Origin of the sequence: Streptomyces sp. NPDC048650 (assembly GCF_043199095.1) — a bacterium.
Classification (GTDB): domain Bacteria; phylum Actinomycetota; class Actinomycetes; order Streptomycetales; family Streptomycetaceae; genus Streptomyces.
The window spans coordinates 521,197-541,315 of sequence record NZ_JBICVM010000005.1; the positions used below are offsets into that span (position 1 = coordinate 521,197).

Annotated in this window: 19 protein-coding genes and 3 pseudogenes; 13 read left to right on the top strand and 9 right to left on the bottom strand. The window is 68.1% G+C overall.

Annotated features, from left to right (window positions below):
- Positions 1-162 precede the first annotated feature (162 nt).
- The 4 genes from ACGFML_RS17555 (at position 163) to ACGFML_RS17570 (ending at position 4,704) form a co-directional block, all read left to right on the top strand.
- Positions 163-1,446, top strand: coding sequence for an NAD(P)/FAD-dependent oxidoreductase (locus tag ACGFML_RS17555; RefSeq protein WP_393544575.1), 1,284 nt, complete (start codon positions 163-165; stop codon positions 1,444-1,446).
- 180 nt (positions 1,447-1,626) lie between these two features.
- On the top strand, positions 1,627-2,250 hold the full coding sequence (locus tag ACGFML_RS17560) for a TetR/AcrR family transcriptional regulator (protein ID WP_393544577.1): 624 nt from the start codon (positions 1,627-1,629) through the stop codon (positions 2,248-2,250).
- Positions 2,243-3,907 carry an FAD-binding dehydrogenase gene (locus tag ACGFML_RS17565; RefSeq protein WP_393544579.1) on the top strand — a complete coding sequence of 555 codons (1,665 nt, stop codon included), beginning with the start codon at positions 2,243-2,245 and terminating at the stop codon, positions 3,905-3,907. Before ACGFML_RS17560 ends, ACGFML_RS17565 begins: the two co-directional genes overlap by 8 nt.
- Complete coding sequence (locus ACGFML_RS17570) at positions 3,904-4,704, top strand: SDR family oxidoreductase (protein ID WP_393544580.1); 801 nt, start codon at positions 3,904-3,906, stop codon at positions 4,702-4,704. The genes ACGFML_RS17565 and ACGFML_RS17570 overlap by 4 nt, the downstream gene beginning before the upstream one ends.
- Before the next feature lie 577 nt (positions 4,705-5,281).
- Here ACGFML_RS17570 and ACGFML_RS17575 read toward each other — a convergent pair.
- Positions 5,282-5,878, bottom strand: a complete 597-nt coding sequence (locus tag ACGFML_RS17575; RefSeq protein WP_393544582.1) for a DUF6461 domain-containing protein — start codon at positions 5,876-5,878, stop codon at positions 5,282-5,284.
- Between the two features lie 260 nt (positions 5,879-6,138).
- Positions 6,139-6,790, bottom strand: a pseudogene (locus tag ACGFML_RS17580) (phosphotransferase); the annotation flags it as partial.
- Positions 6,791-7,085: 295 nt separating this feature from the next.
- Here ACGFML_RS17580 and ACGFML_RS17585 point away from each other — a divergent pair.
- Positions 7,086-7,499 carry a hypothetical protein gene (locus tag ACGFML_RS17585; protein ID WP_393544584.1) on the top strand — a complete coding sequence of 138 codons (414 nt, stop codon included), beginning with the start codon at positions 7,086-7,088 and terminating at the stop codon, positions 7,497-7,499.
- Here the strand turns inward: ACGFML_RS17585 and ACGFML_RS17590 are convergent.
- Positions 7,465-7,843, bottom strand: a pseudogene (locus ACGFML_RS17590) (IS5/IS1182 family transposase); the annotation flags it as partial. The gene ACGFML_RS17585 and the pseudogene ACGFML_RS17590 overlap by 35 nt on opposite strands.
- A 205-nt stretch (positions 7,844-8,048) precedes the next feature.
- On the opposite strand from ACGFML_RS17590, the gene ACGFML_RS17595 reads away from it, so the two are divergent.
- Together ACGFML_RS17595 and ACGFML_RS17600 are read left to right on the top strand one after the other, a co-directional pair.
- A complete protein-coding gene (locus ACGFML_RS17595) occupies positions 8,049-8,975 on the top strand; it encodes an endo-beta-N-acetylglucosaminidase H (RefSeq protein ID WP_393544586.1) in 927 nt (308 codons plus the stop codon).
- A gap of 137 nt (positions 8,976-9,112) precedes the next feature.
- Positions 9,113-9,538: a transposase gene (locus ACGFML_RS17600; protein ID WP_393544588.1), complete on the top strand. Its 426-nt coding sequence runs from the start codon at positions 9,113-9,115 to the stop codon at positions 9,536-9,538.
- 608 nt (positions 9,539-10,146) lie between these two features.
- On the opposite strand, the gene ACGFML_RS17605 is transcribed toward ACGFML_RS17600, so the two are convergent.
- Positions 10,147-10,707, bottom strand: a complete 561-nt coding sequence (locus ACGFML_RS17605) for a GNAT family N-acetyltransferase (protein ID WP_393544589.1) — start codon at positions 10,705-10,707, stop codon at positions 10,147-10,149.
- 69 nt (positions 10,708-10,776) lie between these two features.
- Positions 10,777-11,611: pseudogene (locus tag ACGFML_RS17610) on the bottom strand (transposase).
- Positions 11,612-12,227: 616 nt separating this feature from the next.
- On the opposite strand from ACGFML_RS17610, the gene ACGFML_RS17615 reads away from it, so the two are divergent.
- From ACGFML_RS17615 to ACGFML_RS17635, 5 genes are all read left to right on the top strand, one after another.
- On the top strand, positions 12,228-13,070 hold the full coding sequence (locus tag ACGFML_RS17615; protein WP_393544591.1) for a DUF1206 domain-containing protein: 843 nt from the start codon (positions 12,228-12,230) through the stop codon (positions 13,068-13,070).
- Positions 13,071-13,206: 136 nt separating this feature from the next.
- A complete protein-coding gene (locus ACGFML_RS17620) occupies positions 13,207-13,413 on the top strand; it encodes a DUF6207 family protein (protein WP_393544592.1) in 207 nt (68 codons plus the stop codon).
- A 984-nt stretch (positions 13,414-14,397) separates the two neighbouring features.
- Positions 14,398-15,255, top strand: coding sequence for a SigB/SigF/SigG family RNA polymerase sigma factor (locus tag ACGFML_RS17625; RefSeq protein WP_393544704.1), 858 nt, complete (start codon positions 14,398-14,400; stop codon positions 15,253-15,255).
- A 152-nt stretch (positions 15,256-15,407) separates the two neighbouring features.
- Positions 15,408-15,542, top strand: a complete 135-nt coding sequence (locus ACGFML_RS17630) for a hypothetical protein (protein WP_393544594.1) — start codon at positions 15,408-15,410, stop codon at positions 15,540-15,542.
- Positions 15,543-15,808: 266 nt separating this feature from the next.
- Positions 15,809-15,937, top strand: a complete 129-nt coding sequence (locus ACGFML_RS17635; RefSeq protein WP_350254921.1) for an LPFR motif small protein — start codon at positions 15,809-15,811, stop codon at positions 15,935-15,937.
- Positions 15,938-16,042: 105 nt separating this feature from the next.
- On the opposite strand, the gene ACGFML_RS17640 is transcribed toward ACGFML_RS17635, so the two are convergent.
- The 4 genes from ACGFML_RS17640 to ACGFML_RS17655 form a co-directional block, all read right to left on the bottom strand.
- Positions 16,043-16,372 (bottom strand): STAS domain-containing protein, encoded by a 330-nt coding sequence (locus ACGFML_RS17640; RefSeq protein WP_393544596.1) that lies wholly within the window; start codon positions 16,370-16,372, stop codon positions 16,043-16,045.
- Positions 16,369-17,658 (bottom strand): PP2C family protein-serine/threonine phosphatase, encoded by a 1,290-nt coding sequence (locus ACGFML_RS17645; protein ID WP_393544598.1) that lies wholly within the window; start codon positions 17,656-17,658, stop codon positions 16,369-16,371. Before ACGFML_RS17645 ends, ACGFML_RS17640 begins: the two co-directional genes overlap by 4 nt.
- Positions 17,658-18,461: an alpha/beta fold hydrolase gene (locus ACGFML_RS17650; RefSeq protein ID WP_393544600.1), complete on the bottom strand. Its 804-nt coding sequence runs from the start codon at positions 18,459-18,461 to the stop codon at positions 17,658-17,660. Before ACGFML_RS17650 ends, ACGFML_RS17645 begins: the two co-directional genes overlap by 1 nt.
- A 273-nt stretch (positions 18,462-18,734) precedes the next feature.
- On the bottom strand, positions 18,735-19,382 hold the full coding sequence (locus ACGFML_RS17655) for a type III effector protein (protein WP_393544602.1): 648 nt from the start codon (positions 19,380-19,382) through the stop codon (positions 18,735-18,737).
- Between the two features lie 130 nt (positions 19,383-19,512).
- On the opposite strand from ACGFML_RS17655, the gene ACGFML_RS17660 reads away from it, so the two are divergent.
- The gene (locus ACGFML_RS17660; RefSeq protein WP_393544603.1) at positions 19,513-19,947 is read left to right on the top strand and encodes an Hsp20/alpha crystallin family protein; all 435 of its coding nucleotides are present in this window, start codon (positions 19,513-19,515) and stop codon (positions 19,945-19,947) included.
- The last annotated feature ends 172 nt before the right edge of the window (positions 19,948-20,119 follow it).

Below are 20,119 nucleotides of genomic sequence, written 5' to 3' on the forward strand. Positions count from 1 at the left end.
GTTCGAGAACGGCGCCCCGGTCGAGCGCACGGAGGAGGCCGCGGCAGTCCGATCAGACATCACCCGATCATCCAACCCTTGACAACTGCTCTGTTCCTGACGGCAAGTGGGCCTACACCACTCCCACGAACGGCACCACACCTCGAAGGGGGCGATCAGCGCATGACCAAGCCTGAGAGCGCGGGATACGACTACGACGTCGTCATCAGCGGAGCCAGCCTCGCCGGCAGTGCCGCGGCGGTCTTGCTCGCTCGACGCGGTGTCCGCGTCGCACTGCTGGAACGGCGCTCGGACCCCGAAGCGTACAAGGTGCTGTGCACCCACTTCCTCCAGCCCAGCGCCTACCCGGTGCTGGACGAACTCGGCCTCGTCCCCGCTCTGGAGGAGGCGGGAGCCGTCCGCAACGCGGCCCGCTGGTACACCCGTTGGGGATGGATCGAGCCGAGGGCCGCGCCGGCGGGCCCCGAGCTGCCGTACGCGTACAACATTCGGCGAAGCACCCTCGACCCGTTGATCAGATCCCATGCGGCCCAGACGCCTGGCGTCGATCTGCTCCTCGGTCACCAGGTGACCGGGCTGGTCAGGGAAGCCGGGCGAGCCGTGGGGGTGCGCGCGTCGACACCACAGGGCGAGCGCGAGATCCGGGCCCGTCTGGTGGTCGGCGCGGACGGCAAGGACTCGGCCGTAGCGAAGTTCGCCGGGGTGCCTGCTCGGCAGTACGAGAACGCGCGGTTCGGCTATTTCGCACACTTCCGCAATCTTCCGCTGCACGGGGGGATCAGTCACGCCTGGTTCCTCGAGCCCGACATGGCGTACGCGTTCCCGAACGACGACGGGGTGACGGTCATCGCGATGCTCCCGGACAAGAAGCGGTTGCCGGCCTTCCGGGAAGACCTGGAGGGCCGCTTCTTCGCATTCGTCCGCGCCCTGCCCGAGGCGCCGCCCATCGACGCCGCCGAGCGCATCACGAAGATCACCGGCATCGTCAACCACCCGCTTCACAGCCGCAAGCCGACCGCACCGGGCGTCGCCTTCATCGGCGACGCCGCCCTGACCGGCGACCCCCTGTGGGGAGTGGGATGTGGGTGGGCGCTGCAGTCCGCGCAATGGTTGGCGGAGACGGTCGCCTCGGCCGCAACCGGTCGGGGCGACCTCGACAGGTCGCTCGTGGTGTACGCACGCAGACACCGGCGCCGGCTGCGCGGTCACCAGTACCTGGCCGCCGACTTCGCCAAGGCCCGTCCGTTCAATCCCTTGGAAAGGCTGATGTATTCGGCGGCGGTGCGCGATGAGTCGATGGCGCGGCACATGCATCGGTTCGCGTCCCGCCTGATAGGTCCGCTGCGTTTCTTGAACCCCGTGGCAGTGGCCAAGGCTTCGGCCATCAACATCAAGCATCGCGGGGAGGCCGCGCCACCCGCGCACCTGTCACACACAGAGCCATGACCGGCTCCCTCCCACTCCGCTCGGTGTTGCCGCCCAGCCGGTTGCGCCGCAGGAGCGCAGGAGCGCAGGCGCGTCGGCGTGGCTGTGCGGACGACCGGACAGCCGTGTACGACCCTTGTGGATACACGAACGTATCGAATACGTTTGTGTATCCGATCAGCCGAGCAGGGGTAGGCGACCATGCCCGTCACCAGGACGACGCCCGTCACCAAGAGGCGTGCGCGCACCCGGCAGCGGCTGCTCGACGCCGCGCTCGACGTGTTCGCCGAGGAAGGCTTCGGGCGCGCCACCGTCGAGCAGGTCTGTGAGCGCGCCGGATTCACCCGCGGCGCCTTCTACTCGAACTTCTCCTCCCTGGACGAGCTGTTTCTCGCCCTGTGGGAGGAGCGTTCGGCGCGCATGCTCGAAGACGTGCGGGCTGCCCTGGCCGGGATCGACCCGGCCGACCCCGAGGCCGCCGTGCGGGCCGCGATCGACGCGAACCCCGTGGACGACGCGTGGTACCGGATCACCGCCGAGTTCACCGCGCACGCACTGCGCACCCCTGGGCTTCGCCGGGTGATGGCTGCCCGCGAGGAGGCCATCCGTGATGCGATCCTGCCGGTCTTCGTAGCCGCTCTCGAGCGGCTCGGGCGACGGGTCCCGGATGAGCGCGCGCTGGGCGACGCGCTCGTGGCCGTGCACGACGGGACCGCCGTACAGGTTCTGCTCGAGCCCGAGGACGAGGGTGCCCGAGAGCGCCGTCAGGCCCTCTTCATGAACGTACTCAGCGCCTACAGCACACCGAGGGAGACCCGTGAGTGACACGAGTGCCGATGTCATCGTCGTGGGAGCCGGGCTCGCCGGGCTCGTCACCACGTATGAACTCATCCGCGCGGGTAAGCGAGTGGTGCTCGTCGACCAGGAGAACGAGGCCAATCTGGGCGGCCAGGCGTTCTGGTCGCTCGGCGGGCTCTTCCTCGTCGACAGCCCCGAGCAGCGGCGGATGGGGATCAAGGACAGCTACGAGCTGGCCCGTGCCGACTGGCTGGGGTCCGCGGGCTTCGACCGGGAGGACGAGGACCGCTGGCCACGCAAGTGGGCCGAGGCGTACGTGGCGTTCGCGGCCGGGGAGAAGCGCGACTATCTCTACGGGCTCGGGCTGAAGGTCACGCCGAACGTGGGATGGGCCGAGCGCGGGGCCGGGACCGCGACCGGGCACGGCAACTCCGTGCCGCGTTTCCACATCACGTGGGGGACCGGTCCCGAGGTCGTGCGGGTGTTCCGGGAGCCGATCCTGGAGGCCGCTTCCCGGGGACTGGTGACCTTCAAGTACCGCCACAGGGTTGATGAGCTCATCGTGGAGGGCGGGGCCGCTGTCGGCGTGCGCGGCGCGCTGCTCGAAACCTCCGAACAGGCCCGGGGAGTCGCCTCCTCGCGCGAGACCGTCGGGGACTTCGAACTGCGGGCGCAGGCCGTCGTCGTCACTTCGGGCGGCATCGGCGGAAACCACGAACTCGTCAGAAAGAACTGGCCTGTTGAGCGGATGGGCCCGGCTCCCGAGTCCATGGTGACCGGCGTTCCCGCATACGTCGACGGGCGCATGCTGGAGATCACCGAGGGCGCCGGCGCCTCGATCGTCAACCGTGACCGCATGTGGCACTACACGGAGGGCCTGAAGAACTGGGACCCGATCTGGCCCGGGCACGGCATCCGGATCATCCCCGGCCCGTCGTCCCTGTGGCTGGACGCGGAGGGCAAGCGGCTGCCCGCGCCCCTCTTCCCCGGGCACGACACCCTCGCCACGCTCAAGCACATCACCGCCACCGGGCACGATCACACCTGGTTCGTCCTCACGCGAGCCATCGTGGAGAAGGAGTTCGCACTCTCCGGGTCCGAGCAGAACCCCGACATCACGGGGAAGGACCTGAAACTGGTTTTGCAGCGCGTGAGGAAGGGGGCGCCAGGGCCGATCCAGGCGTTCCTCGACCGGGGCGAGGACTTCGTCGTGCGGCGAAGCCTGAAGGACCTCGTCGCCGGGATGAACAAGCTGACGCCCGCGACCCCCGTCTCGTACGAGCAGGTTGAGCGCGAGGTCGTCGCCCGGGACCGGGAGGTCGGGAACGGGTACTCCAAGGACCTGCAGCTGATGGCTGTCCGTAACGCGCGCTCCTACCTGCCGGACCGGATCACGCGCGTCGCCAAGCCCCACCGCCTCCTGGACCCGGCGCAGGGCCCACTGATCGCCGTCCGCCTGCATGTGGTGACGCGCAAAACACTCGGCGGTCTGGAGACCACCCTCGACTCGCAGGTCGTGCGGCCCGACGGGTCGGTCTTCGACGGGTTGTACGCGGCCGGGGAGGTCGCCGGGTTCGGCGGTGGCGGGGTACACGGGTACAACGCGCTCGAAGGGACCTTCCTGGGCGGCTGCATCTTCTCCGGGCGGGCCGCGGGTCGTGCCCTTGCCAGGAGCCTCGCGTGAGCGGGCGCGGCACGGCCCTGGTGACCGGAGCGTCGTCGGGGATCGGCGCGGCGGTTGCGGCGGCGCTCGTACGGTGCGGATACCGGGTGTACGGAACGAGCCGCAATCCCGAGAAGGTCGAATCCCCCGTCCCCGGCGTCACTTACCTCGCGCTCGACCTCGCCGACGAGGCGAGCATCGAGGCATGCGCGGCCGCGGCGGGCGAGGTCGATGTGCTCGTCAACAACGCCGGCGAGTCACAGAGCGGCCCCTTCGAGGAGCTGCCGATGGACGCGGTGCGGCGGCTGTTCCAGCTGAATGTGTTCGGGGCGGTGCGGCTCAGCCAGCTGGTCCTGCCGGGGATGCGCGCGCGGCGGCGCGGCCGGGTGGTGATGGTCGGGTCGATGCTGGCCAGCTTCCCGCTGGCATACCGGTCGTCGTACGTGGCGTCGAAGGCGGCGATCAAGGGGTTCGCGAACGCGGCGCGGCGCGAGTACGCCGCGTACGGCGTCGGCATCACGACGGTGGAGCCGGGCTCCATCGCCACCGGGATCAGCGCGCGGCGCACGCAGTACGTGGCCGATGACTCGCCTTTCCGGACCGCCTACGACATCATGCTCACCGCCCTCAACTCCCATGAGGCGAAGGGGATTTCGGCCGAGAAGGTCGCGGCGAGGGTCGTGACCGCCATCGAGGCGCCGCGGCCTCGTTCGCTGTACGCCGTGGGCAGCAGCGCGCCGGTGGTGTTCGCACTGCGCCGGCTGTTGCCGCGCAGCGCGAGCGAGCGGATGGTGGCGCGGCGGCACGGGTTGCGTTAGGCGGCGGAGCCTGCGGGCGGGGGCCCTGTCGGTGCCGTCCCGGCCCCCGCCGGCCCGGTCCCGCCATCCCGCCCCCCCGGCGGCGGACGCCCGGTCGTCGTGGCCAGGCCGGCACGCGCGTGGCTCGATGTGAGGACCAGAGCACCGGACCGAGAACAAGGCCGGCTTCGTGTTCTTCTCCTGCTTTTTACCCGCCCCGCGGAACTGAGGCTGTCCTGCTGGTCGCCACGTTTGCCCCGAAGGGCATCAAATTTCTTTATGAGGACGTCCCTTCGCTGCCTCCCCGAGGTAGTGCTCGCCTTTGGTCTCCCTCTCGTGGATCCACCCTGCGCGCACGGCCCGATCGACTTCTCGGGAGAAGTGTGAAGGGATGCGCTCGCTCGCTGGAAAGCTGTCTGATGTCACTCTGAGTGAATGTTTCGCGCCCTTCTTCCTGAGAGGGGAAGTCCTTCATCTCGCAGAAGCTGTCGGGGAGGGGGCGTCAACCACAGGCAGCAGTGTGCCGGGCACGTGGCGTCTTCGGGCTCTGACGCTGCACGGGCAGGAGCCGGGAGTCGTGGACCGTTCAATCCTCCAACTACGGGGGACCAGTTGTGCACAAGCCCCCGACCCAGTGGCCTTCGAAGTCGTCGTCGGTCAGTGTGACGCCGGTCAGGGCCTGGACGGCGAGGGTGACAAGGGTGGGGCGGTCTTCGGTGTCGGCTGCGCCGGTGGGATCGCCCTCGTCGGTGGGGTCGAAGCCGAGGGCGGCCAAGGCGTCGATGACGGGGTGGTCCTGGTCAACGTCGTTGGTGAAGGTTCCGGTGTTCAGGTCGAGTTTCCCGATGACGGCGCCGTCGGCGGCGGCCAGCAGAATGCACTGGTTGGGGTCGCAGAATACGGTTACGGCGGTGCGGCCTTCGGCCGTCAGGAGGCCGAGGACGGAGTTGCCGGCGCCGATCCATCCGGCGGTGCCTTCGAGTTCGAGGACGAGGGACCAGCCGCGGGGAAGCTCGAGGGCGAGGGGGAGAACGCCGCCTTCGGTGACGTGGTCGGCGATGCGGTCGGAGGCTTTGGCGACTCCGTCGGGCTCGGAGCCGGGTTCGGGGACGCCCATGAGGTTGAGGGTGTCGGTTTTGGGGATCTGGGCGAGCGTGATGCACCAGCCCTCCCCGTACTTGTCGGTGAGGTCCATGGTGGGGGCCTTTCTTCCCGGCCGACGAGACCCTCGCTTCGTGCGCCCGAAGACTTCGGACTTACTCGTCTGGGTAACTAGGTGAGCCGGCCCTTCGGGGGGCGTTCGAGCTGGTCTGTCCTACGCGAGGTCCGGCAGTCGGCGAGTGTAATGGCGGATGTCGTCGCCGTTGCTGCCGAGGCTGAGCCGCCCACGCGGCAAGTGTCTCGGGTGAGGAGGCGTCGGCCAACAAAGCGGCGGCCAGGCCGGACGGCCGGCCGGCGTACTCGTTGCAGGCTTCGCAACGACCACCACGCGCGGATCACGTCGAGGTCGACGCCGGTGCCGTAGCCGGCGGTGATGTCCCCGAGGTGCCCTCGTGTCGGAGCGTGAGGGTGGCGAGGTCATACAGGACATCGCCCTGGCCCGCCTCGGACCGGTCGATGATGCCCGTGATCTCGTCGCCGTCGACGAACGCGTGAGCGATCTGCAGGTCGCCGTGCGTGAAGACCGGAGTCCACGGCCGGAGCGCGGCCTCGGCGACCTGGCGGTTGCGGGTGACCAGATCAGCGGGCAGGACGCCGTCTGCCACGAGCAGCTTGCACTCGCCGTCGAGGTCCGCTGCCAGCTCATCGAGGTCCCGGCCGGCAACGGCGCGTCGTGCAGCTTCCGGATGGCGGCGCCCGCCGCGGCCCATGCTGCCGGGGGCGCCGTCGACAGCTCGCCGAGGCGGCCGAGCGCCGTCCCCGGGACCGCGGCGATCGCGAGCACGGGCGGCTTGCGCCATAGGACCTCGGGGGTCGGGACCGGAGCCAGAGCCATCGCATCGACCTCGACGTCGATGCGCGCCTGATCGGCGTCCACCTTCAGGAACACGTCGCCGATGCCCAGGGTCGCGCGCTCGAAATGGGCGACGACCTCGACCTCATGCATGGCGACCAGTATCCCGAGAATGACCGTCGACGTTGATGGATTCATCGCGTGCGATTGCGCGGCTGACCAGGGCTCGATACTCGGTGGCCTCGGGCATGGCGCCGACCGCCGACCAGGTAGTGTCCGGCGGATCACGGGTCGCCCGGGGTGCCCGTCGGCAAGCCGTCTGCGCCTCAGCTCGCCCGCGCTCCAGGGGAGTTGGAGTCACCCTGCTCATGGTGTTAGGTGGGCATGACCATGATCACGAGTGGCAGGGAGTGACGGATGTTTCGGGGGATGGCGGGGCAAACAGCCTGTGCTCTACGAAGATAGCGAGGCCCTGAAGTACTGCGGGTATCAGGGCATGTCCTGCTCGGGGGTGACGTCGATGGGTTCGGCTGTCTACTACGAGAAGGACTCGGGGAAGGATACGAGGTTCACCTTGCTCGCCTACGACTCGGTGGACAACGCCAAGGTCGGCATGAAGACCTTCGTCGCCCATCGGCACGAGGCGGCGGGCGACAAACTGAAGCCGCTCAGCGTCCAGGCGGGCGCCGACGAGACGGACGCGTACGCCAAGGAGAACGCGTCCAGTGCCATCCTGCGCGTCGGCACTGTCGTCGCGTACGTGGCGGCACCGGAGCTCAAGCCCAAGGATCTCCAGACCCTCGCCAAACTCCAGGTCGACCGCATCAAGGTCGCCGCCACGGGCAAGAGCCCGGACGCCTGAGTGGCACGGGCCGGTGAATGATGCGCGAAGCCATAGGCGGATCGCCGCGGCCGTGAAAAAGGGCCATGGGGCGGCATCCGCCTTCACCGGCGAGGTGGACTTTGCAGGTCAGGCCGCCCCGTGACCGTTCGAGTCCCTCGTCGGGGCGGTGGTGCCGGGGCGTCGTCCTTCCTTTCGGGACACGCGGCTCCTTCTTGCGGGCGGCCCCGGCCGCGTGCTGATGGGCCCGGCTCACCGTTGATCACCTTGCGGTGATCGTTCCAACGTCCGCCCCGAAGTCCGGACGCCGGCAAGTGTGATTCCCACCGTGCCCACTCGGCATTCATCAGATCACCCCGCCCCATGCCGAGGGCAACGAGCTTGAAACCCGAGAATCATGTGAACCGCTGGACAGCCCCTGTGAACCGGATTGTGGCGCGATGTGCGTGGGGGCTGTGAAGAGTTCGGGCGTGACTCTCGGGATTCGGTCACGGGAGCGGAAAACTCGGAGGGCTCACTCGGCGCTTTCGGACAGGTCGGGCGCCGACCTATGCGATGGGAGACCGATCAATGAAGTTCACTCTGGTACGGAGCAGAGTGCGGATGGCCGCGCTCGCGCTCTCGGCCGTCGCGGCCCTTGCCTTCGGCGCGACCGTCACGACCGGCGCGGCAGCGGCCCCCGCACCCGCACCCGCGAAACAGGGGCCGACCTCGGTGGCGTACGTCGAGGTGAACAACAACAGCATGCTGAACGTCGGCAAGTACACCCTCGCCAACGGTGGCGGAAACGTCTTCGACGTCGCGGTGATCTTCGCGGCGAACATCAATTACGACACGGGCACGAAGACGGCGCATCTGTCCTTCAACGAGAACGTGCAGCGCGTCCTCGACAACGCCGCCACGGAGATACGGCCGTTGCAGCAGAAGGGCATCAAGGTCGTCCTCTCGGTGCTCGGCAACCACCAGGGCGCGGGCTTCGCCAACTTCCCGTCCCAGCAAGCGGCTTCGGCGTTCGCGAAAGAGCTGTCGGACACCGTGGCCAAGTACGGCCTCGACGGCATCGACTTCGACGACGAGTACGCCGAGTACGGCAACAACGGCACCGGCCAGCCCAACGACAGCTCGTTCGTGCACCTGGTGACCGCGCTGCGCGCGAACCTGCCGGACAAGATCATCAGCCTCTACAACATCGGCCCGGCCGCGTCGCGCCTCTCCTACGGCGGCGTCGACGTCTCGTCCACGTTCGACTATGCGTGGAACCCGTACTACGGCACCTGGCAGGTCCCCAGCATCGCACTGCCCAAGTCGAAGCTGTCGCCGGCGGCCGTCGAGATCGGCGGGACCTCGCAGAGCACGGTCGCCGACCTCGCCCGCCGCACCGTCAGCGAGGGGTACGGCGTCTATCTGACGTACAACCTCGACGGCACCGACCGCAGCGCCGATGTCTCCGCGTTCACCCGGGAGCTGTACGGCAGTGACGCCGTCTACACGCCGTAAGGCGACCGCGCGCCCCAGTGCGCGGTGTTCCCTCGGGGCTTGCCGCATCCCGTAGGGCCGCGATCCGTGCAGGCCGCGCCTTCGACAACGATGTCGGGGGCGCGGTTGTCGGGGGTTGGGGGTGCCGTGGATGCGCTGTGGGGTCCGCTGGTGGTACCACGCGTGCGGACGACAGCTGTCGCCCGCTGTCCCTGATCGTCACGGGTGGGCAGCGGGCGGACTGCACGCAGTTCAAGGCGGTACTGGAGAAGATCCGGGTCCCCAGAGTCGGGCCGGGCCGCCCCCGCGAGAAACCGGCTGGCGTCGCGGCTGACCAGGCATACAGCAACGGACCGTGCCGCGAGCACCTGCGGCGACGCGTCGTCCGTCACACGATTCGGGAGAAAATCCGATTCCCGCGCCGCCCGCCTGCGCAAAGGCTCACGCGGCGGACGGCCACCCGGCTTCGACGACGCGGCACAAGAAACGCAACACCGTCGAACGGGCGATCAACACGCTGCAAACCCACCCTGCCGTCGCAACACGCTACGACAAGCGCGGTTGCGTCTATCTCGACACCGTAGCCGCCGCGGCAGTAACCGTCTGGCTCCGGACATGAATGGACGGTCAGAGAACGGCGCCGCTCGCAGTTCAGCTGCGCGGCCTGGCTGCGGACCTGGCCCGGGCAGCAGCGACTGCAAGAACGACGGAAGCAACGATGAGTACGGCCCTTACCGCAGTCTGCTCGTAGAAGACCACACCGCCTACGGCTGCTGTCACAGCAGCCAGCGCCAAGAGCAAAACGAGCACCTTGGATCGATCCTGACCCATCAGCTGCTGGTTCACGGAACTCCCCCATCCCACCACGGCATTGACTCTTCCGCCTCAGCCTCTCCCGGGGCTCAACGGCCCACCACGGCCCGCAAGTGATCGCCCGTACATGACCTAGTAGGGCTTTGTTACGTGGTCTTGTCACGATGGGTGTGTGGTAGTTCGCTGGTTGTATGAGGGCTGGGGAACTTGCTGCGTGTCGGGGCCGGTTGGAAGGGTTTGCCGGGGAGGTGTTCGCGCCGCTGGTGCGGCGGGATCAGCGTGAGAAGGGCGCCCTGTATCTGCGGGGGCTGCGGGCCCTGAAGGGATGTGGATCAAGTGGAGAGAAATTGTCAAGAGTTGTGGATTGGGCCGTTGATGTCTATCGAGGCTGCTCCCACTCGGTCCGGGTGAGTTCGTACTCGACTTCACCGTGCTCGGAGCCCTTGATGGCCTCCGGCCAGTCCCCGGTGAAGGTCCGGACGAAGAGCAGGCCCGATCTCTCCATGACGCGACGGGAGCGGGTGTTGACGGCCATGGTGTTTGCGGTGACCCGCTCGACCCCCAGTTCCGCGAATCCCTTGTGGACGAGGGCCCGGGATCCCTCGGTGGCATAGCCGCGCCCCCATGCCGCCTGGTTCAAGCGGTAACCGAGTTCGACCACGGCGGGGCTGTGCTCCTCCAACGGCCGGAACTCGAACCAGCCCAGGAAGGTGCCGGTGGGCTTCTCCTGCGCGGCCCAGTAACCGCGGGTCTTCCAGCATGGGTAGTCGTGCAGGAGCCGCGGGAGCGTCCTTGTCTCGATCGACTCCCGACTTGTGGGGCGGCCACCGTTGATGAAGCGCATGACCTCGGGGTCGTTGTCCAGGGCGAGCAGGTGGTCGATGTCGGTCGCCGTGAACGCGCGCAGGACCAGCCGGTCGGTCTCCAGGAAGTTAGGCATGCCGCGATCTTCACCACGGGCTGACCGGGCCTGCCACTGAATTTTCTGACCGGCGGCAGGCGGTGGTGTTCATGCCGCGCGGGCCTCGGATCGCTCGACCAGGACGACCCGCTCGAAGCGGGCGCCGGCCCGGACCAGTGCGACGAGGTGGGGTGCGTTCACGGCCCGCCAGCGTTCCTGGGCTGACTCGATGAGCTTGAAGACCATGGCCAGGGCGGCGGCCCGGCTGCCGGCTCCCGTGGTCCGCAGGCGCACAGTGGCGAAGGCCGACTCGATCGGGTTCGTGGTCCGCAGGTGGATCCAGTGCTCGGCGAGGAAGTCGAAGAACGCGAACAGTTCTTCCTCGTCGTCGGTGATCCGCTTGACGACCTTGGGGTATTTGCCCAGACGTAGACGTAGTCCGTGGCGGACGGATCGCGGTCCATGAACGCCGTGGTCGGCCTGCCACTGCGCGGTCAGCCGCGTGATCGTGGCGGGCGACAGGCCGGCGGAGGAGCCGAGGAACTGCTCCAGCGCGGGCACGAAGTCACCGGACGACACGCCGTGCAGGTAGAGCAGCGGCAGCACCTCGCTGTTCTTCGGGGTTTTAGGGGCCCAGGGCGGCAGGATCGCCGAGGAGAAACGCTTGCGTTCGCCGGTGGCCTTGTCGACGCGCTTGTCGTTGACCCGGGGGGCCTTCACCTCGATCGCCCCGCCGATGTCGTCACCTTCCGCGGCTGGTGGAAGCCGTTGCGCACGACCAGGCGGCGGCCTGAATCGTCTCGTTGATCGGCCAACTCGGCTATGTTCGCGTTGACTTCTGCTTCCAGCGCGGTGGCCAGCATCCGCTCCCGCCCTCGCGGACGATCTCGTCAATCAGGGAGCCGTGTGGCGTCGTTCCGTCTTCGTTGACTCCCGTGAGCACGGGCGTGCCTTCCCGACCGACCCGCGAGCGTCGGCCTACTCGATGACCATCACAGGATCATTCGGGAAGGTACGCCCTTCGCGTGCCAACCCAAGGCCGATCCACAAGTCTTGAGCATTGCTCCCAAGTGGCATGGATGGCTGTCTCGGCGATGCTTTTCGGCGCGTGGTCAAGTAGTGGCGGTGAAGTGATAAAGATCCGCGGGATCGCCGTTTTGGCTAACCGGCGATCCCGCGCTGTGTTGCGCCGCTTCGAAGCGGCTGGCCGTCTATCTCGCCCCAGTCATCTGGCCTACCACGAAGGCCGGCTCGACGATCACGCCATGGTCCCGCTGCTGGAGAGGAACGGCCCCACCCCCTACTGCCCCGCACGGGTCGACGTCCTCGGCGGGCTCCCTGGGCACACCACTGAAGACCCGCCCCTGCCACCCCCTGGAGCACACCCACCAGAGACGTCCGGTGAACGCCGGGGCCGCACCGCGCCAGGGGCCTCCTCGGCAGGGGCAACCGGAGTGTGTCGCCGACGACGGGGCAGAAGTATCCCGCTCTCGTCGGTCCCGGCGCGGCCGGCCGGGTGCGCCCCCGACGACGGAGCGGAAGCCCTCTGGAGGTCACACATGCCATCGACTGGTGCGGTACCGCACATCGGACGACGCACCGCCCATCGCGCCGCGCGCAGCTCGGCGGTGCGGGCCGCGGCGCGTGGTGGGTTCGCGGCCCGGGGCGTGATCTACGTCCTCGTGGGGGTACTGGCGCTGCGGATCGCGTTCGGCGACCCCGGTGAGCAGGCCGACCGGGGCGGAGCGCTGGCGGAGATCGCCGCCCGGCCGTTCGGCGGCGTGATGATATGGGCACTCGGTCTGGGACTGGCCGGGATGGCGCTGTGGCGCCTGTCCGAGGCGGCGTTCGGTGCGGCAGGGCCCGACGGGCGCAAGGCCGGGACGCGACTGCTGTCGCTCGTCCGTTGCGTCTTCTACGCCGTGGTGTCTTTCTCCGTGCTGTCCTTCGCGGCGGGGAAGAAGGGCAGCGGAAGCGGTGCGAGCGACCAGCAGTCCCGGGACGCCACGGCCACGGCGCTGGAACTGCCCGGCGGCCCCTGGCTGGTGGCCGCGGCGGGGTTGGGCATTGCCGTGGCGGGAGTGTGGATAGCGGCGCGGGCCATCCTGCGCACGTTCCACAGGCACCTCAACAGGAGCGGCATGTCGCGGTCCGCCCGGCGCGGTGTCGATGTGCTCGGCGTCTCGGGTGGCATCGCCCGCGGTGGAGTGTTCACGCTCGCCGGCGTCTACGGCGTCAAAGCCGCGGTCACCTACGACCCCGACCGCGCCAAAGGCATGGACGATACGCTCCGTTCCTTCGCCCATACCCCGGCCGGACCCTGGCTGCTGGCCGCGGTCGCCGCGGGTCTGGCCCTGTTCGGCGCCTTCTCGTGCGCCATGGCCCGCTGGCGGGATGTCTGAGCTCGCGACGGCGGCAGATGGTCGCGGTGGCAGGCCGCCAAGCCGTTCTCCACGCTGCGGACGGCGGTCCGGCGGATCGCACCGCACCGGAGTGATGTACCGGCCCGCGGCAGACGAGCGGGGCGTCTGGCGCAGCATGAAGAGCTTTCCTGAGCACTTCTGCGAGCCGGGCCTGCTCGTCATCGACATCACCGCCTCCGACGAAGAAACCGCCACCCACCCCCCGTCTCGGATCGTCATTGTCCGGTCCTGTCTGCCCGGTTCCGCTTGTTCGGTCCTGTCTGTCCGGTCCTGTCTGTCCGGGATTTGTGCTCCGGGCTGTGGCCCGTTAACCCGGCAGTGATGGCTTGGTTCCCGTCCTCCATCACTGTTCGAGGTCGATTACCTCACCGCCGAACACGCGGAAATCTATGTTGGCCGGAGTAGACATTGAATGGCGGTGTGGGTATGGTTTCTGCCGTAGCCCAGAGAGACCGCAGGGCCCGGCAGAGATGAACTGCCGGGCAGCAGTGCACGCAGTTGCAGTTCGCAGGACGGTGCGGTGGTGGAGTTTCGAAGCCAGGGTTGTTGCAGGACGGCGACGGGGCTGACGACCGGACCGGGTGGCCGGCAGTGACAGGGGCCGCCATGAGCAGTGCCGCAGTTCGGTAACTGCAGTTCGCAGTACCCAGCAGTGAAGTCAGTGAGCAGTACCTCGGTGAAGGCGTCGGCTGCGGGCGCGCGCACCGGGAAGTTCGGCAGTGGGGTTCCACGCCAGAGCAGACGCAGGACGGGCAACGGGGCCGGCTGCCGAAGAGTGACGCTGCCACAGGCCACAGGCCACAGAGCACTACGCACGAGAGCAGTACCCGCAGTAGGTAAGTGATTGATCCCAGAGGGAAGAAACGGAGGAGCCAGGCGCCATCAGGATCGCCCGGGCGGAAGCCTTGAGCCCGGGTACCGCAGGACATCGATAGTGAGGTGGTCTCCGGTCAAGCAACCGCGATCCCCGCATTGCCCATCCACTCCCAAGTGGGCTTGCGGAACAAGAAGGCCGGCGCAGTACCAGGGCCGGCAGATGGTGTAACAGTTCCTTCGGGGCCCGGGTGCCATACGGCACCAGGACCCCTCCACACGTTCCAGCCCTTGGAAGTCACCGCACTTGCAGCGGAGGTCGGTGTCGCCAAGCTGCGCTCGAAGCTCATGACAAGGTGATGCTCGCCGAAACCAACGCGCCTCCCAGGCTTTCCGCCACTTCCATGCGTGTGGGTCTTGGGCAGGCAACGGCGTGACGGAGGGCGGTAAAGAGAAAGGAGCAGCCGTGGCGACGGCAGCGACACAGGCCCAAATGCCGGCGACCCGCACAAATCTGGACCGGACGCCTGAGGCTGCTCAGCCTTCTTTGCCGCTGGTGGAGGACGCGCAGCGAGTGGCCCCGCATGATGCGCGCCGCTTGTCGAAGCTGTTCTTCGAGCGGTTGTCGGTCCTGGAGGAAGGCACCGCGGAGTACCAGTACGCGCGCAACACACTCATCGAGATGAACCTGTCGCTGGTGCGCTATGTCGCGCGCCGCTTCCGGAGCCGCGGGCAGGAGATGGAGGACGTCGTGCAGGTCGGCACGATCGGTCTGATCAAGGCCATCGACCGCTTCGACGTATGGATGGAGAACGAGTTCACCACCTTCTCGATCCCCTACATCACTGGTGAGATCAAGCGGTTCTTCCGTGATACGACCTGGTCCGTACATGTCCCACGGCGTCTGCAGGAGCTGCGCGCGGACCTCGCACGCGCCCGCGAAGAGCTGGAGGGGCGCGGCATCGCCGAGCCCTCCGTTGCCGACCTCGCTAGTCACCTGGAGCTGAGGGAAGACGAAGTCATCGAGGGGCTGGTTGCCTGCAACGGTTACGACGCCGACTCCCTCGACCGGCCCATCGAAGCCGGCGGAGGCAAGCGGCAGGCCGGCCTCGTCGCCGACCTGATCGGCAACGAGGACCCCGCCCTCGCCCTGGCCGAAGACCTCCAGGCACTCAAGCCGCACCTGGCCCAGCTCGATGAGCGTGAGCGCACCCTCATCCAGCTCCGTTTCGGCGCGGAGATGACACAGTCGGAAATCGGCGTGGAACTGGGAATGTCCCAGATGCACGTCTCCCGTCTCCTCTCCCGCGCCTACGCCACTCTCCGGGAAGCTCTCCTCGCCGAAGCATGAACACCCGGGCCGCGCCCCGGTTAGGGAAGCGGAGCCGTGGCGGTTCGGGCGCCGGCCGCCGCGCTGGGGCCGGGCTGACTCGCCCGGTCGCGGTCGGACATATTTCGGAGTGGAGTGGAAGACAGGCACCGTCGTCTGTCTCGGGAGGCAGCATGACCACGCTCCAGGTCGAACACTCGATCACGGACTTCGATCTTTGGAAGGCCGCGTTCGACCGGTTCTCCGCGTTCCGCCAGCTTTCAGGGGTACGCCGGTATCGCAACCGGCGCCCGGTCGGTCATCGGTAGTACGTCGTGCTCGATCTCGATTTCGTGACCTCGCCCAGTGACGTTCCTCGGACTCCTGCAGACCAAGGTCTGGTCGTCGAGTGAGTACCTCCCGGTACCCGCCGGGACGCCACAGACCGAGATCCTTGAATCTGCGGAGGAACGTCAGGTGGCGTGAGCTGGCCGAACGTTTCCTGGGCTGGCCACCGGGCACCCGCCCGATGATCGGTCGTGCAGCGGCAAGCCAGACCCGGCGCTCTGCGCCGGTGAGGAGATGGAGGTTCACCGTGTTGTCGGCAATCGCAGATGTACTTCGGTCGATCGGCGGGGCCATCGCTACTGTCGTCACCCTGCCGTTCCGCGCCGTGGCCCGGCTGTTCGGAGGCGCCTCGAGCTCCGCCCACGGACACCACTGACAGCGTCCGTGCGTCGGCGCACGGAACCCCTGAAGCCCAAGCCCGGCTGGTACCCCCGTCCAGCCGGGCTTGCGGCGTATCGGCAGGAGTGCCGGTCCTCGCAGGTCAGGATCGGAGGGCGGTGCCGCTGTCGGGGAGGACAGCGAACATCTGGTCGAGGCCGACGATGCGCAGAATGTGGGTGGGCACAGCGGCGAGTGCGACCTCTGCGTGAGCGGTGTGGGCGTGCTTGCGGGCGGCGATCAGGGCAGCGATGCCGCTGGAGTCGCAGAATTGCATGCCGGCCAGGTCCACGAGGAGGCGCTGCCCCGGCTGGAGAGTGAGCGTGGTGAGCACTTCACGAAGCTCGGTGGCAGTGGTGTAGTCGAGTTCGCCGCGGATCTCCAGAACGGGACCGGTCGTGGTGTCTCGGGCGGTGATCTCCAGCGTGCTCATCGTGGGTTGGTCGTCGTAGGGCCGGGCGCGGGGACGCCGAGGGCAAGCAGGGCGGTGTCGTCGTCGAGGCCGTCGCCGAAGTCGTCCAGTAGGCCCGTCAGGGCCTCGATGACAGCCTGTGAGGACTCTCCGGCGTGGCCGGCGGCGAAGGCGCGCAGGGCGTCATCCCCGTACAAAGCAGTGCGGTCTTCGCCGATACGGGCTTCCGTGATGCCGTCGGTGTAGAGCAGCAGGGTGTCGCCGGGGGCGAGAGTGGTGGCGGCGGGGGTGAAGTGCGCGGCGGGCAGGATGCCGACGAGGAGGCCGCCGGGAGTGGGCAGGAAATCGGCTGTGCCATTGGCACGCAGGATGAGGGCCGGCGGGTGGCCACCTGAGGCGAGGTGGATGGCGACCTGCCCGGTGGCGGGGTCTGGTTCGATGGTGCCGAAGATGGCGGTGCAGTAGCGCGGGTCAGCACCGGAGTAACGTTCGTTCAGCACCTTGTTGAGGGTGGTCAGGGCGGAGACGGGGTCGGAGTCGTGCAGGGCTGCGGCACGCAGGGTGTAGCGGGTCAGCGACGTGACCGCGGCGGCCCGGGGGCCCTTGCCACACACATCGCCGAGGAAGAATCCGAACCGATTTCCGTCGACGGGAAAGACGTCGTAGAAGTCGCCGCCGAGCCGGTCAGGGGAAGCGGTGTGGTAGTGGGCGGCCACCTCAACCCCCGGTACCGCCGGCAGGGTAGCGGGCAGCAGCGACTGCTGGAGCACGGCGAGGGCGTCCTGCAGCCGGGCGCGGTCGGCATCCGCCTGTTTGCGCGCCTCTTCGGCCTCTTTCCGGCCGCGCAGGAGTTCCTTCTCATAGGCGCGGCGGTCTCGCGCGTCGAAGACCGTGGTGCGAATCAGCAGCGGCTCGCCGGTGCCGCTGCGCTTGACTGCGGCGGAGACCAGCACGGGCATGCGGCCCCCGCCGGCCTGTTTGATCTCCAGTGCGATGCCGCCGATCTCGCCCTTCATCTGCAGCAGCGGCGCGAAGTGCGTCTCGTGGTACAGCTTGCCGCCCACGGTCAGCAGGTCGGTGAACCGCATCCGTCCCACCACCGCCTCCGTCTCCAGTCCGAGCCATCCCAGCAGCGTGGCGTTGATCTTCGCGATGGTGCCGTCCATCAGCGTCGACAGATATCCGCACGGTGCGCTCTCGTAGAGCTCCTCGACGCTGTCCTCCAGCAGCGCGGCGAACGCCGCATCCGAGGCTGTTTCCCTGTGGCCGGGATCGCGCGGGTCGGGCTGCTGCCCGGCGCGGCACATCACCGCAGGTCCGCCAGGAAACCGGTGATCGCCTCATTGGTGGCTTCGGGCGCGGACAGATGCGGGCAATGCCCGGTCGCGTCCAGAGTGACCAGCGTCGAGCCGGGGATCGCCTGATGGACGAAGGCGCCGACCTCGCGGGGGGCGATGACGTCCTGGGTGCACTCCAGCACCAGGGTCGGCACCTTCACACTCTTCAGATCGTTCCTTGAGTCCGACAGGAACGTGGTCCGGGCGAAGACGCGCGCCATATCCGGATCGGTGGCGCAGAAGCTGTTCGTCAGCTCCTCACCGAGCTCGGGCTGCTCCGCATTGCCCATGATCACCGGTGCCATCGCCGCCGACCAGCCCAGGTAGTTCGACTCCAGTGACTCCAAGAGCTCGTCGATGTCCTGCGCGCTGAACCCACCCCGGTAGCCGTCGTCGTCGATATACCGAGGAGAGGGAGCGACCATCACCAGTGCCCCGATACGCTCCGGAGCCATTCCGGCGGCCACCACCCCGATCATCGCGCTGACCGAGTGCCCCACGAACACCGCATCGCGCAGGTCGAGCGCTTCACACACCTCCACCACATCTCGGGCATAACCTTCCAGAGACCCGTAACGGTCCTCCGAGAACGCGGACAGATCCGAGCGGCCCGAACCCACGTAGTCGAACAGCACCACCCGGTAGTCCTCGGCCAGGGCAGGCACCGTGAGCCGCCACATGTTCTGGTCACAGCCGAACCCGTGAGCCAGGACCACTGCCCGACCTTGCGGGTTGCCGGTGACGGTGACGTTGTTCCTGCGCTCGATGTCCATGCCTGGGAGTCTCTCAGACTCCGCCCACCGCTCCGGCAGGGTTCCGATTGCCCAAGAGCCCGCCCGGCATCTCCACCCAGCGGCATGCCGTCGAGGCGGTGGCTGCCGACGCCGGGCGGGGCAAGGCGGTATCGCGTGGTGACGGGCGTCTCCCGCAGGTGGCTACTGCAGGGCCTCCTTCATCACCGCACTGGGGTGCCCGCCGCCCGGGACAGGGGTAAGTACCCAGGTCGCGCCGGGAATTCGCGAGACCTAGGAGGTGAGGTGGTGGCTTCAGTGGGGGCTGTTGCCGGCCTGGCGGAGTCGGTTTGTGTTGTGGGTGATGGTCTCGACGCGGGCTGCGAAGTCGGGGTGGTCGGCCTTGAGGTGTGGGTGGGTGTCGGTCAGGGGCGCGATGAGGTGGGCTGCGTCGTCGTCGGCGAGAGCGTCTGCGAGCCGGGCCAGAGGTGTGCGGGCACCGGTGGGGAGATCGGTGAGGGCGGTGATCTGGCCGGCGAGTTGGCGTAGTTCGGCGGCGTGGGACCGGGCCCAGGTGTTGATGCTGCGGTCGGCGGCGCGACGGTTGCGGGTGGCTTGCACGCGCTGTTCGCCGGTGGTGCCGGGGTTGCCGGGGCGTACGCGCAGGTAGCGGCGCTCGGCGGCCTGGCGGCTGGCGACGCCCAGGGGGTGGGCGAGTTCCGTCCAGCTCGAACCTGCTGCCCGGGCCGCCTCGATCAGTCCCGGCTCCCATCCTGCGAGGTTGTCGCGCAGTTCGCGCAGCAGCAGGAGTGCGGCCAGCGCCTGGTCGGCGCTGGCTTGTCCGTCCTTGGGGTGGGTTTCGCTCTGAGGGGTCTGGGCGGTGCGTACGGCTTCGTTGATGGTGTTCAGCGCTGCTGCTGCGGCGAAGAACGAGCTGGGGCCGTGGGGCTCGGGGGCATTCATGGACCTCTCCTTTCAGGTTTGTCATCGCTTGGGCGACACTCCGCTTGTCATCGTTTCGATGACATGTTACAACGGTGCCAAGACGAAGCGCATTGGCAGTTTCTGCCAGACCTATGGAGGTGTTTTCGCGATGTTGATGCGCACCGACCCGTTCCGCGAACTCGACCGGCTCGCCCAGCAGCTGACGGGGGTGACCGGCACCTGGTCCAGGCCCTCGGCGATGCCGATGGATGCCTACCGTGAGGGTGAGGAGTATGTGATCGCCCTCGACCTGCCCGGTGTCGCGAAGGACGCGATCGACATCGACGTCGAGCGGAACATGCTCACCGTCAAGGCCGAGCGCCGCCCGGTGGCGAAGGCCGACGACTTGCAGATGGAACTCTCCGAACGTCCCCTGGGCGTCTTCTCGCGCCAGCTGGTCCTGGCCGACACCTTGGATGCCGAGCGCATCAGGGCCGACTACGAAGCAGGGGTGCTGACCCTGCGGATCCCGATCGCCGAGCGCGCCAAGCGCCGCAAGATCGCAATCGGTGGGCAGTCCGAGCCCGAGCAGATCAGCGGCTGAGAAGCCAGCTCCTCGACCTCGCCGACGACGGAGGACGGGCATCGCCCCCCCCGGCCCCGTCCTCCGCCCCTCCCTCGCAACAGGCGGATCGGGAGGGATGGCCATGCGACGTCTCGAAGACGTCGGCGCTGCACTGACGTGGGCGCCAGCCCCGGCGGGGAACGAGGCCACC

Excerpts from the sequence above, each read along its gene's own strand:
- ACGFML_RS17555 (WP_393544575.1), top strand. The coding sequence starts at position 163 with ATGACCAAGCCTGAGAGCGCGGGATACGACTACGACGTCGTCATCAGC.
- ACGFML_RS17560 (WP_393544577.1), top strand. The coding sequence starts at position 1,627 with ATGCCCGTCACCAGGACGACGCCCGTCACCAAGAGGCGTGCGCGCACC.
- ACGFML_RS17575 (WP_393544582.1), bottom strand. The coding sequence starts at position 5,878 with ATGGACCTCACCGACAAGTACGGGGAGGGCTGGTGCATCACGCTCGCC.
- ACGFML_RS17595 (WP_393544586.1), top strand. The coding sequence starts at position 8,049 with ATGAAGTTCACTCTGGTACGGAGCAGAGTGCGGATGGCCGCGCTCGCG.
- ACGFML_RS17605 (WP_393544589.1), bottom strand. The coding sequence starts at position 10,707 with ATGCCTAACTTCCTGGAGACCGACCGGCTGGTCCTGCGCGCGTTCACG.
- ACGFML_RS17615 (WP_393544591.1), top strand. The coding sequence starts at position 12,228 with ATGCCATCGACTGGTGCGGTACCGCACATCGGACGACGCACCGCCCAT.
- ACGFML_RS17620 (WP_393544592.1), top strand. The coding sequence starts at position 13,207 with ATGAAGAGCTTTCCTGAGCACTTCTGCGAGCCGGGCCTGCTCGTCATC.
- ACGFML_RS17625 (WP_393544704.1), top strand. The coding sequence starts at position 14,398 with ATGCCGGCGACCCGCACAAATCTGGACCGGACGCCTGAGGCTGCTCAG.
- ACGFML_RS17630 (WP_393544594.1), top strand. The coding sequence starts at position 15,408 with ATGACCACGCTCCAGGTCGAACACTCGATCACGGACTTCGATCTTTGG.
- ACGFML_RS17640 (WP_393544596.1), bottom strand. The coding sequence starts at position 16,372 with ATGAGCACGCTGGAGATCACCGCCCGAGACACCACGACCGGTCCCGTT.
- ACGFML_RS17645 (WP_393544598.1), bottom strand. The coding sequence starts at position 17,658 with ATGTGCCGCGCCGGGCAGCAGCCCGACCCGCGCGATCCCGGCCACAGG.
- ACGFML_RS17650 (WP_393544600.1), bottom strand. The coding sequence starts at position 18,461 with ATGGACATCGAGCGCAGGAACAACGTCACCGTCACCGGCAACCCGCAA.
- ACGFML_RS17655 (WP_393544602.1), bottom strand. The coding sequence starts at position 19,382 with ATGAATGCCCCCGAGCCCCACGGCCCCAGCTCGTTCTTCGCCGCAGCA.
- ACGFML_RS17660 (WP_393544603.1), top strand. The coding sequence starts at position 19,513 with ATGTTGATGCGCACCGACCCGTTCCGCGAACTCGACCGGCTCGCCCAG.